This window comes from Bacillus sp. PS95 (assembly GCF_037963565.1).
GTDB lineage: Bacteria > Bacillota > Bacilli > Bacillales > Bacillaceae > Bacillus > Bacillus subtilis.
In genome coordinates this window covers 1,932,091-1,946,147 of record NZ_CP150160.1, presented here as the reverse complement: position 1 = coordinate 1,946,147, position 14,057 = coordinate 1,932,091, and the positions used below count along the sequence as shown (strand labels likewise).

At 36.1% G+C, this 14,057-nt stretch carries 14 protein-coding genes and 1 pseudogene; 1 reads left to right on the top strand and 14 read right to left on the bottom strand.

The window, feature by feature from the left end; genetic code table 11:
• Positions 1–64 precede the first annotated feature (64 nt).
• From NSQ12_RS09835 to xylA, 3 genes and pseudogenes are all read right to left on the bottom strand, one after another.
• Positions 65–230, bottom strand: a pseudogene (locus NSQ12_RS09835) (glycoside hydrolase family 11 protein); the annotation flags it as partial.
• Between the two features lie 104 nt (positions 231–334).
• Positions 335–1,834: a xylulokinase gene (gene xylB / locus NSQ12_RS09830; protein ID WP_017697657.1), complete on the bottom strand. Its 1,500-nt coding sequence runs from the start codon at positions 1,832–1,834 to the stop codon at positions 335–337.
• A gap of 150 nt (positions 1,835–1,984) precedes the next feature.
• A complete protein-coding gene (xylA, locus tag NSQ12_RS09825; protein ID WP_048654891.1) occupies positions 1,985–3,322 on the bottom strand; it encodes a xylose isomerase in 1,338 nt (445 codons plus the stop codon).
• A 240-nt stretch (positions 3,323–3,562) separates the two neighbouring features.
• On the opposite strand from xylA, the gene NSQ12_RS09820 reads away from it, so the two are divergent.
• Positions 3,563–4,717 (top strand): xylose repressor, encoded by a 1,155-nt coding sequence (locus NSQ12_RS09820; RefSeq protein WP_029726900.1) that lies wholly within the window; start codon positions 3,563–3,565, stop codon positions 4,715–4,717.
• A gap of 136 nt (positions 4,718–4,853) precedes the next feature.
• Here NSQ12_RS09820 and xynB read toward each other — a convergent pair whose 3' ends face one another.
• The 11 genes from xynB to NSQ12_RS09765 form a co-directional block, all read right to left on the bottom strand.
• Positions 4,854–6,455 (bottom strand): xylan 1,4-beta-xylosidase, encoded by a 1,602-nt coding sequence (gene xynB / locus NSQ12_RS09815; RefSeq protein ID WP_160245689.1) that lies wholly within the window; start codon positions 6,453–6,455, stop codon positions 4,854–4,856.
• 30 nt (positions 6,456–6,485) lie between these two features.
• Positions 6,486–7,877, bottom strand: coding sequence for an MFS transporter (locus tag NSQ12_RS09810; RefSeq protein ID WP_017697653.1), 1,392 nt, complete (start codon positions 7,875–7,877; stop codon positions 6,486–6,488).
• A gap of 865 nt (positions 7,878–8,742) precedes the next feature.
• Positions 8,743–9,213 carry a hypothetical protein gene (locus tag NSQ12_RS09805; protein WP_069703560.1) on the bottom strand — a complete coding sequence of 157 codons (471 nt, stop codon included), beginning with the start codon at positions 9,211–9,213 and terminating at the stop codon, positions 8,743–8,745.
• A 139-nt stretch (positions 9,214–9,352) separates the two neighbouring features.
• Complete coding sequence (locus NSQ12_RS09800; protein WP_003245467.1) at positions 9,353–9,517, bottom strand: hypothetical protein; 165 nt, start codon at positions 9,515–9,517, stop codon at positions 9,353–9,355.
• 112 nt (positions 9,518–9,629) lie between these two features.
• Positions 9,630–9,905, bottom strand: a complete 276-nt coding sequence (locus NSQ12_RS09795; RefSeq protein WP_326146096.1) for a hypothetical protein — start codon at positions 9,903–9,905, stop codon at positions 9,630–9,632.
• Complete coding sequence (locus tag NSQ12_RS09790; RefSeq protein WP_326146098.1) at positions 9,902–10,195, bottom strand: hypothetical protein; 294 nt, start codon at positions 10,193–10,195, stop codon at positions 9,902–9,904. Before NSQ12_RS09790 ends, NSQ12_RS09795 begins: the two co-directional genes overlap by 4 nt.
• Before the next feature lie 166 nt (positions 10,196–10,361).
• A complete protein-coding gene (locus NSQ12_RS09785) occupies positions 10,362–11,000 on the bottom strand; it encodes a DUF3885 domain-containing protein (protein WP_339176567.1) in 639 nt (212 codons plus the stop codon).
• The gene (locus NSQ12_RS09780; protein ID WP_017697687.1) at positions 10,997–11,227 is read right to left on the bottom strand and encodes a helix-turn-helix transcriptional regulator; all 231 of its coding nucleotides are present in this window, start codon (positions 11,225–11,227) and stop codon (positions 10,997–10,999) included. The genes NSQ12_RS09785 and NSQ12_RS09780 overlap by 4 nt, the downstream gene beginning before the upstream one ends.
• A 543-nt stretch (positions 11,228–11,770) precedes the next feature.
• Positions 11,771–12,151, bottom strand: coding sequence for a UPF0715 family protein (locus tag NSQ12_RS09775; protein ID WP_339176565.1), 381 nt, complete (start codon positions 12,149–12,151; stop codon positions 11,771–11,773).
• 88 nt (positions 12,152–12,239) lie between these two features.
• Positions 12,240–13,142: a CPBP family intramembrane glutamic endopeptidase gene (locus NSQ12_RS09770; protein WP_339176563.1), complete on the bottom strand. Its 903-nt coding sequence runs from the start codon at positions 13,140–13,142 to the stop codon at positions 12,240–12,242.
• 78 nt (positions 13,143–13,220) lie between these two features.
• A complete protein-coding gene (locus NSQ12_RS09765; protein ID WP_029317835.1) occupies positions 13,221–13,757 on the bottom strand; it encodes a GNAT family protein in 537 nt (178 codons plus the stop codon).
• Positions 13,758–14,057 lie beyond the last annotated feature (300 nt).

The following is a 14,057-nucleotide window of genomic DNA, read 5'->3' as shown; positions in this document are numbered from 1 at the left end:
TAAAAAACACCCCTTCACGTCAATGTGAGGGGGTTATTTGTGTGTAAACATCCTTCCTATTTCATCATAAATCAAGAGATCCCTCTACCGTCGTTAGCGCGGTTTCATACATCTTACCCATTGGCATTCCTAAGCTTTCCCACTTCTTGAAGTGTTCGCTGACAGAATACGGTTCCGCTCGTTCGTTTTGTCTGCTGGACACTCCAATACTGTTTAAAGGTTGCCATACCTTATTCTCACCATCTTTTCAAAAGAAGGCAGCCATGTCATCAAAGGCCTTTAATGATGATTGATCATTAATTGTTCTTCGGTTGATCTCCAGACAATAACATCATTAGTTTTTTCGAAAGCTCTTCAAAGCTGTATTGAGATCCTTTGTGTGAGTGTAAATGTTCTTATATAAATCAAATAGTGTTTTATATTTTTGTACATTTTGTGCCTTTGGATAAAATGCAGCAGCCTCACGAATGAACTGCTCTGCACATTCTTCAAGTGATTCAAACCAACCGCTTCCAAAGGCAGCCAGCATTGCAGCCCCCATAGCTGGCCCTTGTTCATTTTCTAACTTAATTACCCTCGCATTGAAAATATCAGCTTGCATTTGCAGCCACGTATCATTTTTAGCTCCTCCACCAATAGAAACAACAGTATGAACTGATTTTCCCGCTTCGCGGAATAGCTCAATTGATTCATGTAAAGAGAATGTGATACCTTCCATTATTGCCCTCAAAAAGTGCTTTCTATTATGGGCTCCATCCATTCCGATCAAGCTTCCCCGAATAGAAGAATCAGCATGCGGCGTTCTTTCACCAACCAAATAAGGAGTGTATAGCAGTCCATTGGCTCCTATCGGAATAGCTTCCACCCCCTGCAATAATTGCTCAAACGATTCGTTTGGTGCAAACGTTCTTTTAAACCAGTCCAAGCTGTATCCTGCAGCGAGCGTGACGCCCATCGTATAAAAAGAATTCTTTTTTCCATGATTAAAAAAGTGGACTTTCCCTTTAAAGTCTCTTTCTTTTTCTTCTTCGTAGGAAAGTATGACCCCTGAGGTCCCAATACTGCATAAAGTTTTTCCGGAAGAAAGGATACCTGCTCCAATAGCGCCGCAAGCATTATCTGCTCCCCCAGCGTACACTTTTGTTTTTTCTAATAGCCCGGTCTTGGCGGCAACGTGCGGAAGCAGCGACCCTACACAATCATGAGATTCAACAAGCGGAGGACAAATATCTGCAGAAATACCAATTTGATTGCAAATATCATTGCTCCACTCCTTGCGAGTAATATGTAAAAGTAAAGTTCCTGCTGCATCGGAGTATTCGGTGTGAATGGCACCGGTCATACGGAATCGCACATAGTCTTTCGGAAGCAAAAACACAGCAGCTTTTTTAAAAAGTTCAGGTTCATGTTCCTTTACCCATAACATTTTAGGTAATGTAAACCCTTCTAAAACACGGTTTTTTGTGATATCAAGAAGATGATCGCCAAATTTCTCGGTCATCCTTATACATTGAGGCGTTGTTCTGGTATCATTCCAAAGAATTGCATTACGTAACACCTGACGATCTTGGTCAAGCAGTACTAATCCATGCATTTGTCCCGAATAGCTTATCCCGTCAATATCCTTGGCTTGAACATTGGATATAGAAACCAATTCAGCCAATGCTTCAATTGTTTGCTGCACCCAGTCTTCAGGATTTTGCTCACTATATCCCGCCTTCTCTTGGATAAGCGGATACCTTTTGGACGTTTCTGCACAAACCTTGCCGTTTTGGTTAACTAAAATGGTTTTAACAGCACTCGTTCCAAGATCTATTCCAATGACATACTTCATTTTTTCACTCCTTGCCCTTTTAAAAAACCATTCACTCTAAATAAATCCTAATTATAGAAGTTACCCGTCATAACAACAAGCAATAGGAAAGGAATCATGACGGGTAATTCAGTGACTTGGTATTGATAGCAGGATCTGGAGCTTATCCTGTTATACTTCTAAAATGTATTGGTTCAATATCGCTTTTAATTTCTCCTGTCTTCCAGATTCGTTTTTAATTGATTTATGATTTAGCGCATATTGCTCAAGTGTGTGGAAATTAGCTCTTCCTTCTATAATTTCAAGACCAATCCCTTCAGTAAAGCTGCGGTAACGATGTTGAATCACATCTTCAAACACACGATCTTCGATTAATTTGTGGGCAACTTTCAATCCTCTTGCAAATGCATCCATCCCTGCAATATGGGCATATATTAGATCATCAGGCTCAAAAGAAGATCTTCTGACCTTCGCGTCAAAGTTTAATCCGCCGCTTCCTAAGCCGCCATTTTGCAGGATTTCGTACATTGCTAATGTCGTAGAATATAAATCCGTCGGAAATTCATCCGTATCCCAGCCTAAAAGAGGATGACCCTGGTTTGCGTCAACAGAGCCAAGCAGACCATGTACTCTTGTCATGCGCAATTCATGTTCGAATGTATGCCCGGCTAATGTGGCATGATTGGCTTCAAGATTTAATTTAAAATGATTGTCTAAGCCATATTGCTTCAAAAAGGCAATGGTTGTTGCTGCATCTGTATCGTATTGATGGGTGGTCGGCTCTTTTGGTTTTGGCTCAATCAAAAACTGCCCTGTGTACCCGATTTCCTTCGCATAATCCACTGCCATATGCATAAATCTAGCCAAATTATCAAGCTCAAATTTTAAATCGGTATTTAACAATGTTTCATATCCTTCACGGCCGCCCCAAAATACATAGTTCTCAGCGCCAAGCTCTTTTGCTGTTTCTAACCCTTTTTTCACTTGTGCTGCAGCATACGCAAACACATCTGCATTGCAAGAAGTCGCGGCACCATGGACGAAACGGGGATTCGTAAACATGTTTGCGGTATTCCATAATAGCTTAACGCCGCTATTTCTCATGTAATCTTTAATCATGCCCACGATCATATCTAAATTTTGGTTTGTCTCTTTTAGCGTACTGCCTTCTGGTGCAATATCCCGGTCATGAAAAGCAAAGAATGGTGCATCTAGTTTTTCAAACATCTCAAATGCTGCTTCTACTCTCATCTTCGCTAGATCCATGCCTTTATAGTGATCCCATGGTCTTTGCATCGTAGCTGCTCCAAAAACGTCTGTACCATCAGCAGTAAATGTATGCCAATAGGCAATAGAAAATCGCAAATGCTCTTTCATCGTTTTTCCGCCGATTACTTCTTGAGGATTATAATATTTAAATGCTAAAGGATTAGTCGAATCTTTCCCTTCGTAAACCACTTTGTTTGCGCTTCCAAAATAGTTGATTGAACTGGAATGAGATTGAGCCATGTGATTTCCCCCTTAAAAATAAATTCATTCAAATACAGATGCATTTTATTTCATATAGTAAGTACATTACCTATTAGTTTGTTGTTTAAACAAACTAACTTATTTTCATCTTATATAACCTCGTCAGTATTTTCAATATTTTTTTAGTTTTTTATGAACACATTAGATATAATAAAGATAAGATTCGCTATGTACTATGTTCATACTTAATTTAAAGGTTATACAAATGGAGTGGATGAAGTGGATATCGCAGATCAAGCCTTTGTTAAAAAAGTAAATCAAAAGTTATTATTAAAAGAAATTCTTAAAAATTCACCTATTTCAAGAGCAAAATTATCTGAAATGACTGGATTAAATAAATCAACTGTCTCATCACAGGTAAGCACGTTAATGAAAGAAAATCTGGTATTTGAAATAGGTCAAGGACAATCAAGTGGCGGAAGAAGACCTGTCATGCTTGTTTTTAATAAAAAGGCAGGATACTCCGTAGGAATAGATGTTGGTGTGGATTATATTAATGGCATTTTAACAGACCTTGAAGGAACAATCGTTCTTGATCAATACCGCCATTTGGAATCCAATTCTCCAGAAATAACGAAAGACATTTTGATTGATATGATTCATCACTTTATTACGCAAATGCCCCAATCTCCGTACGGGCTTATTGGTATAGGTATTTGCGTGCCTGGACTCATTGATAAAGATCAAAAAATTGTTTTCACTCCGAACTCCAACTGGAGAGATATTGACTTAAAATCTTCGATACAAGAGAAGTACAATGTGCCTGTTTTTATTGAAAATGAGGCAAATGCTGGCGCATATGGAGAAAAAGTATTTGGAGCTGCAAAAAATCACGATAACATTATTTACGTAAGTATCAGCACAGGAATAGGGATCGGTGTTATTATCAACAATCATTTATATAGAGGAGTAAGCGGCTTCTCTGGAGAAATGGGACATATGACAATAGACTTTAATGGTCCTAAATGCAGTTGCGGAAACCGAGGCTGCTGGGAATTGTATGCTTCAGAGAAGGCTTTATTAAAATCTCTTCAGACTAAAGCGAAAAAACTGTCCTATCAAGATATCATAGACCTCGCCCATCTGAATGATATCGGAACCTTAAACGCATTACAGAATTTTGGATTCTATTTAGGAATAGGCCTTACCAATATTTTGAATACTTTCAACCCACAGGCCGTAATTTTAAGAAATAGCATAATTGAATCGCATCCTATGGTTTTAAATTCAATGAGAAGTGAAGTATCGTCAAGGGTTTATTCCCAATTAGGCAATAGCTATGAATTATTGCCATCTTCCTTAGGACAGAATGCGCCGGCATTAGGAATGTCCTCCATTGTGATTGATCATTTTCTGGACATGGTTACAATGTAATTTTTATGGAATGTACAGCTCATCTTTAAAGATGAGCTTTTTAATTCTAGGGGTATTTCTGAAGCAATAGTGACATAGGCACCTTCTCATATGAAAAAGGAGTTCTAAAATAGAAATCTCCTTTTTCATGTGCAAATTATTTTTCTTTATAACGAAAATATCTAAAGTCGGCCGGAATATGATTACCACTGGTATCTTGGCATTGCATCCCTACAAAGGCCCCTGTGAAGAATCCTCCCCCACGGATGTAATCATCTGATAATTTTTTCGATTCCAGTGCTATGTCAATTTTGTGCCAATCTTCTTTGTTAAAAGAATAGAAATAATAATATTTGTCCTTTTCAATATTTACTCTTAAATATACATACTTTACTTCACGAGGAATAACAATTTTATTGTGTAATGGCTGTGAAAAAGAAAAGTTGTCACATATTGTTAATTCAAGAATGCGGCCAAGTTCTTCATCATGCGTGACTTGAAGAGCCGTCCAGTTCTCTGTATTGTAGTAATTCACCAATCCAGCGGCTTGTTGAAAATTTTCCGGATAAAACTCAACAGCAGTTTCGGCTTCAAAATGGAGACTTTGCCAGCGTCTGGCTACAAATGCCTGAGTAAATGTCGAGGTCAATGATTCATGACCGAATAATCGTAAATGATTTGGCGCTTGAGTCAATGAACCTAATTCATTCGTAAATGGAATCCTTAAAGTTTGAAAATTTATATTTAATGTTGAATCCTCAAATTCATCAACTTCCGGGTACGTTGCTTCAAATATTGTTTCGGGTATAGAAGGTGCATCTACCTCCAAGCTTCCTTCTTTTCCACCTACTACATAGGGCCATTCATCTTTCCAGTAAAGTTTTTGAATAGCTGTTTCTCTGCCCAAAGGACAGTATCCTCTCTGCTGAAAAATTGAATCATCGTCAGGATGAATAGGACGTCCCGTTAAATGAGCTAAATACCACTCATCTGTATGTGTTTGAACAATGGATGCATGACCACATTTTTGCAATGGATTTCCTGGGTCATGCCATGACGTTAAGATTGGATTATCGGGATGAACTTCATATGGCCCCTCAATATTTGCAGAACGGGCAATTGTAGCAGCATGTTCGTACCGTGTTCCTCCTTCTGCAGTTAATAAATAATAATAGTTCCCGATATGATAAAGGTGCGGAGCTTCTGTCAGTTTTCTATCCGTTCCTTCAAATATAACTTTTGGTTTACCGATTAATTTTTGCTCTTTATCAGAATATTCCTGTATAACAATTCCTCCAAATGAGTGCCGATCAATACGGTGATCCCATAACATATTTAATAAATACTTTTTTCCATCCGTATCATGGAACAAAGAAGCATCAAACCCCGAGCTATTTAATGTAATCGGCTCACTCCAATCACCATTAATCGTTTCACAAGTAACTAAATAATTGTGACAATCTTTCCATGCGCCATCTACTACCTTAACATCCGTATAGATCAGCCAAAACTTCCCATCACTATAGCTTAAACATGGTGCCCAAACCCCACCTGAATTTGGATTTCCTTTCATGTCTAATTGTGAAACTCTCTGTAATGGATGTGCAACTAAGTGCCAATTTACTAAATCTTTTGAGTGGTGTATCTGGACTCCCGGAAACCACTCAAATGTAGATACAGCGATATAATAATCCTCTCCTGCCCTACAAATACTTGGATCGGGATTGAATCCTTTGAGTACTGGATTGGTAATCTTCATTTGGGACTCCTCCTCAGTTTATTTTCTTTTTTAAGCCTTGAAATCATCAATATGATCCAAATAAACTTTGTCTCTATTCTCTAATTCTCGAACCATGTTTTTATATTTTTTCTCATCTAAGTTATAGAAATTAATATCAATTAAAGCTAGAACCAGCAAGAACACGGGAATAATGGTTGTTGTAATTAGAATCCCCATTAATGCCGTTGGGGTTTGTGCCTGATTTGCCACATATCCAAACTTATCAAGAACCAGACCCGGAACAACTCCTCCTAAGGCCATACCAAACTTAAAGAAAAATCCGATTATAGCGTAAATGAGCCCACCCATTCTTTTCCCAGTCCTGTACTCTCCATATTCTATTGTTTCAGGAATAAGCGCCCACATATATCCCCCGGCAGTGAGACTTCCAGCAGCAGCGATTAATCGACAGAAAAGTATGAGGTAAACATTACTTGGCGGAACGAACAGTAAAGCTAAGAGGCCGATAATATTCAGTAATAATGCATAGTTTAGTAATTTCTTTTTCCCCAAAAATTGATGAAGCCTTGGAATAAACGGTAAAATGACCAAAGCGGGCAAACTTCCTATCAAACCGTACCACTTCACCAAATCCTCTCTTTCTAAGTTATACGTTACGTAATAAATGCCAACCGAATTACTGATGGAATTCACTCCAAAAATAATAATAAAGAAAATACTTAATACAACAAGTGGACGATTAACACGAAACTGCTCAAATATATCCGTAAATTTAATTTTCTCTTCGGATTTTTGAAGAGTGACCCGCTCTTTTGTGCTTTTAAAACAAAAGATTAAAAGGCACCCGCCTATCATTCCCAAAATACCCATGGTTAGTTGCCAGCCAAGAGACTCGTTGCCGGAAGTATCGCTTAAATAAGCAGCCAGTAAGGGAACAAAAAATGCAACGACAAGTCCCCCAAGATTCGCAAATAACATGCGAACAGAAGTTATACTAACCACTTCTTGATTATTTCTAGTCATTGCAGAAGTTAACGCGCCATATGGAACGTTTATCGTTGTGTATGTAAGCGACAAGCCAACATAGGTTATATAGGCATATATTAATTTCCCCATATCCGAAAAGTCTGGTGTTGTAAAACAGAGTATTGCCAGTATGACAAATGGAAAAGCTCCGAATAAAAGATACGGTCTAAAGCGTCCAAATCTGCTGTTCGTTCTGTCAACTATTGTTCCGATAAAAGGATCAGCGAGAGCGTCGATTATTCTAACCACTAAAAACATAGTACCGGCTGCTGCTGCCGATAAACCAAAAACATCTGTATAGAAGAACAAAAGATACGTAGACACTGTTGCATAAATTAAATTACAAGCAAAATCTCCAGACGCATATCCAACTTTTTCAACCATGCTAATCTTCTTTACATTTTCACTGAGCATGATTTCTCCCCTTTTCGATCCTTTAATATGGAACAGTGTGAAACGGTATAACAATTTCTCGAATTTACGGTCAGTAAACTTTTATAAAAGCGCTTTCAAAACAATGCAAAAAAATATGGTGATCAGCAAGCAGAAAATTCATCTTTTTTCATCATACCTTATATACCTGGAAAAGGATAAAAGCCTCATTCTTTCGTTTCTTATATTGTTTAGGTCCATTAAATCGATCCTCTTATCCCCCTTCCATCCATATTCAGTAAGACCTTATCTTGTGGATAATGAAAGTTCATCTTATTAGTTTGTTGATCAAACAAACTAACTTGTTTTAATATTATAAAATCCTTTCAACTTTTTCAACATCTTTTTCAGAAAGTTTAAACAGAATGAATTAAATATTGATTTTTGACTGTTTCGTTATATTCAGTGTCTCAAATATTTGCGAATGTCATGTATCAGTTAACGACGATTAGTCCAAAACAGATTCTTGTGTAAACACATGACAAAGATGATCTATGCGAAATAAGGAATTGGTTAGTGGTAAGTTGCATTTAAGAGTTTGATAAAGGTGATCACAGGATGTATGGAGACTGTTAGCCTAGATTTATGCTGATGGCAAGCCCGGTCATGAATTGAAAGAACAGGAATGGCAGAATAGTTTATGTTATAAGTCCAACCCTACATACATATATCAATACAGGAAAGATAAATAAGAAGCAAAAATTGAGAAGCTTTTAACCGGAGTAGAAATGGCTATTTGACTGTCTGAGGATTAATGGCTGTGTTAAACACTATGATTTATCCTTTCAAACTTATTTTAATCTTAAAAATTTTAATTGAGACTGGAAACCAAAAGAGAATACAGAAATTAATTCCGTATTAATTTATTCAATATGTTAATTTTACTTTGGTCTTTATGATTCTTCTTCCTTCTTCTATAACCATCTAATAAAGACTTTTTATAAATCTTGAGGTAATCATCAATCGTTAGCAAATGATATTTCGCTCCGCCATCTTCAAAAACCTCTAGGTTATTATAGTCTACATCTGCAAATGGTTTTAAATCCTCAATATAAGCAATGCCTATTTTTGTATTAGTTTTCTTAAATTCATGCTCATGTAAATCAACCATTTTGTATCCATGCAGTTCCATCACTTTTTTTAGTTTTTCCCACTTTTCCTCTAAAAAAATTAAAGGAATAAGGAGATCAATATCTTCTGGAGAAAAGTCTAACCCAGTTACCTTTTCAAGACCTAAAGATCCATATAATAATGGAATTATGTCTAACTCTTTATTAAACGTTTTAGCTATATTGATAAATTCATTATACAATTTCATTTTTCATCCCCATTATTTGGTGATTAATTATTAAGATTCAACTGGCTCTTGAATTTTCATAAGTCCTTCAATACTTTCATGTGGTATATATCTCAAAGGGTTATTTTTTCAAACATCCTGAAAGTCATCTGTACAATATCTAAAAAGCCTTGAAAACTGAATTAAAGAAAAACATCAAAATGATAATGGCTAGCACAACAACAATTTCAAAAGTATGTGAACTGCCATCTTCTTTTTCTCGTTCTTTCTTCTCCCTCATTTGTTCCCTATATTTTCTTTGTATTTCATCCTTTTTCCTATCCACCTTACTCGACCCCTTTCAACATAAAGTAAAGCCAAGCAATTCTGAAATTTTTTTATTCCTTCTTTTGACAAGTTCGAAAATACCAATGTATAAGCGTAATGCCTAATGGATTTTAAACTCCAAAAAACAAAGCCCCTCCGATAAACCAGAAAAAAGGAAATGGAAACATAATTGCATTTAAGACAATCCCATATAAAGCACACCGTTTATTTGTCTTTATTGAAACGAACGCTAAAATGATTCCTATAGGAGAAAGCAATAATGGAAAAAACACCGGCATTCCTTGCCATGGAATTGACATAACTCCCGTAAAAAAATTAATAATTAGGATAGCTGAGATAATTGGAATCGTGATTGAAAAAACAGCTGCAGCTTTTCTAATATTCATATTGAAAGCAAGTCTAAATCTCTTTCTTCAATTTCAGGCAGAGTTATATCAATCCCTAACATTTTTATTAATTCTTGTACGTAGCTTTTTATTGCAAGCATATTAAATAGGAAATCGAAATCAAGTTCCTGTTTAACGCTTAGAATATCCATTGCATACGAACAATTATGCTTCATACCCAAAAGATCATCATTAAAGCTTAATACATCTTTATACGACTGATCAGATAACTCAAAGTGAGTAACTAAATAAACACTAATATGGTTTCCACCTTGAGAATCAAAATCCACTAATCTTTCATCAAGTACTTATAAAAATGCAGATCTCTCATCATCACATAATACCAACTGAAAAAATTCTAAATTTCTTAGTTTCAATAACTGTTTACATCTTGTATGTAAGACCTCCATAATCTAACTCTGCCTTTCCTGATATAAATCGTTTTATAAAAGAGTATTACATGCACTTATACTCTTCTACCCAGTCGTGATATTTTTCATAAAGGTGACGTATTCGTTTGAAATCAAGAGCTATGACTTCACATCCACGGTCATCATAGATAAAGAAAATAATGTTTTTTGTAATGTTCATAAAGAAAACATCAGGGTAATCAATAGAATAGCCTCCGAATTTCGGTTTCAATGGAAAATCTTCATTACTGGCTGCTTTAAGTAATTCAGTTACACGTAAGTCTCGAGGTTTGCATAACAAGGAAAATTGTTGCATCTCGTATTCTTCAGCTTTATTGATTTCGAAAGGGTAGGGATATGTCTTCACCAGAATTTGATTCAAATGATTTTTACACTTTAGAAACGGTTGATAGACCTTTAATTTTCTTATACATTTCTCTTTCTTGTGCTTATACATATTCGTCACAAGGAATATGTCATCATTTTGTTCAAATAATTCATTAAAAATGATTGAGGTTTGTTCATATACAACCCGAAACATCTTTAGATTCAATTCTTCATTTGCTTTGAGTTGATAGATATTTTCCCCAAGACAAAAATGGATTCCTGTGCCCCATTGATTATAGATGCTAGGAATTAATTCGAGGTTTTGAAACCTTTCCTCCATATACTCCATTATCTTCATTTAGACATTCTCACTTTAGGTATATGATCTTTTTGGAATATCAACAACTCATGCAGTTCGATGTTTTGATAGGGCCAGACTTTATCAAACAGCTCTCTCGGATACCGCTCCATTTCGTCATTATATAGCTTTCTGACAGTTGGATACTCATGATCAATATCTCTGGAAAGTTTCCGGATACTGATCTTTCTTTGGTCTATAATCGTTTTTAACTTTGATTTAATCATATTCTCACCTTTTAGTTATTTTTGATCACTTAAAATGATCATTAAGTTTATAATGGATCCTTGACCTCGCTGAATTTAATAATCCCGCTCTTCATGTTCAAATCCATAAATACCTTTTATCCACACATCGCCGCAGCCTGAACTTTTTGTTATTTCCAACTGATCACCTTCTACTCGGTCTGCTGCACTGTAGTCCAAATAACTTCCTGTGAATTCTTTCTCGCTCCTTGATAATATCCATCAGTTAGAGCTATTCTGCTAAGTTTCATATTTAGAGTACAGTCTTTATTATTGTGTATTGTGAATTTATAACCAAGTGCGGTCAAAATTCCGGTCGATCAAAACAAAGTCTACATTTGTTTAATCCACCGTTAGCTTTGCTTCAGCATTCGGAAGATTAAAACTTGAGACTAAGCCTAAGCAAACCAAAGTTAAACGATTAACCCTTTTCATCCCTCTCTCCCTTTACTCAGTTATAGCATAATTCGGTAAATTAAAGGGCTTTTTGACTGTACATAAGGAAAAGGATTATGATGATTTAAGCTACGCTGCTACCCTCCCAATGTTTTGCAGAAAAACCGAGTCCCATATCCAAAATATTACAGAAAATGAGACGCTAAACAAGTAAATTTCATATCCCATCAGAAAGTTTAAGGTGTTTTTTGGATCAGTAATGAAAGCGAAGAATAACCATACTAAGAAGGAAAAAAATATGTATATGAGTAAATATTTCGTGTTAAACCTTTTTGGATTGCGATTTAAGAAATATTGAACAGGTGCAGCAAAGATTAAATAAAAGATAAAGAGAAGAACACTTATTAGGAAGTATGGTATGTAGCAGTCATAACCAATGCCAAAAACATAAACAACAGCAGCTGATAACGCGGACAAGACATGAACAAATATGATCCTTAAAACTTGCATGTTTATAACCTCTTTCTTAATGAATGATTCTTCAACATTGTCTAGATCCTCCTTAAAATCACTTTAAAACTACTGTTCTACTCAGAAATTAAACATCTTGGTCGCATTTCTCATTCTTCCGCCATGGAATAGTATTTCGGCGAGTTATCGCAACAGGTATTAAGAGTAGAGTACCGACAATAAGCAACATAAAAAAGATCACAAACAGCGCACCTGTTCCCGGAACAATTTCTTCATAGGTAATAAAGCGCTTCTCTCCCTGCAGGACGAAGAACCGAGAATTTTCGAGAAAGACCAGATGAAAAGCGATAGACGTCCATAAGCTTCCTGTTACAATACGCAGGAGTTGAAGGATGAATCCAAAACCCAACAATAAAACAATGTAATCTAATGTGATAGCAGATGATTCAATTCCAACTATATATTGCAAGCCACTTACAGTTATTGGTGCAAGCACAAACAGGATCGGCTGTAGGAGTAAGGCCATAAAACAGTTCCAACGCTTATTTAGAGCATAGTACACCGTCCCGCGAAAAGTTAATTCCTCTGGAAAAGCTTCATAAAAGAAAGCGATAATCATATTTAAGAGCAATGCTGTCACTAAATGGACAGAGAAGTGAAATTGTGTAACTTTGATCCAGCCTAATAAATGGGCGATAGCGAAACCAGACCCGGATAATACAATCACATATATTGCTCCTATTATGGCTTTCGGAATGGCTTGCCGCCACCCAGACAGTCCTATAGAATAAAAGGCTCTACTAGACATCCGTTTAAGAAGAATGTAGAGCAACGGGACAGTTATTAATGTGACTAAACCTGCTTGGATGCCTTGCTTCAAAAGCTTGGAAGCTCCTGCTTGGCTAGCCATTGAACCGACTAAAGTAGCAAAAAACAAAGCAAATACGAATGTTCCCCAACTGAGCAAGACAGTTCCTAACCATTTATGATGATTGTCTTGTTTTCCGCTTTTGGTGAGATGAATTTGCATTTGGATACCCCTCTCACATCATTCATATTAAGCACTATAAGCCCTACTATCACTATACGTTCTATAGCTGTTATGGTTTCAAATTCCTGCATTACCCCTCTTACAATTCCACTCTTCCTCTAAAATAGCGTAATAATATTCATCCCACCATTCATTGCCTTTCGGAATACATTTTTTAAAAAATCCTTCTCTTCTCATTCCGATCTTCTCCATAACTCGGTATGAAGGAATATTCTCAGGTTGACACGTAGCTATAATCCTATGTAAGTTCATTTCTTTAAATCCATATTCCAAGATAGCTTGGGCTGCCTCAGAAGCATACCCTTTATTTTGATAATTGGGATTAAACACCCACCCAATTTCATATGTATGTTCACCAAAATACTTATAAAAAACAATATGGCCTATAAGAAAGTCTTGATCTCTTAGTATGACAGGGAATTTTTCAGCGTTATCACCTTTGTTTTTATTTACAAATGCCTTTGCATCTTCTTCAGTAAAAACCACTTCAGGTATATACTTCATTACATTACTATCAGATGTATACTCATATACAGCTTGCCAATCTTTGAATTCAAATTCACGTATCAATAACCTTTTTGTTGTTATGTGCATTAAAGCAGCAACTCCCCTCTAATATACTTAATCTTTATTTCAATATGAAGACAACAATAACCTCTTTAAAACTATCCTTATTCAACAATATTGCCTCTTGCTAGAACAACTCAAGGATTTCTGACTGTGAACAAGCAATGGAATATGATTCTCAAAAATAATTCCCTTACCCTTCTCTTAATTTAACAGGAGGCTTTTTTGTTTTTCAAGATAACATTAATCTTCCTTATTCATTTAAATATGATAAAATATTACATATTTAATATAGGAGGGCTTGTGTTGGAGCAAATGATCTCTTCT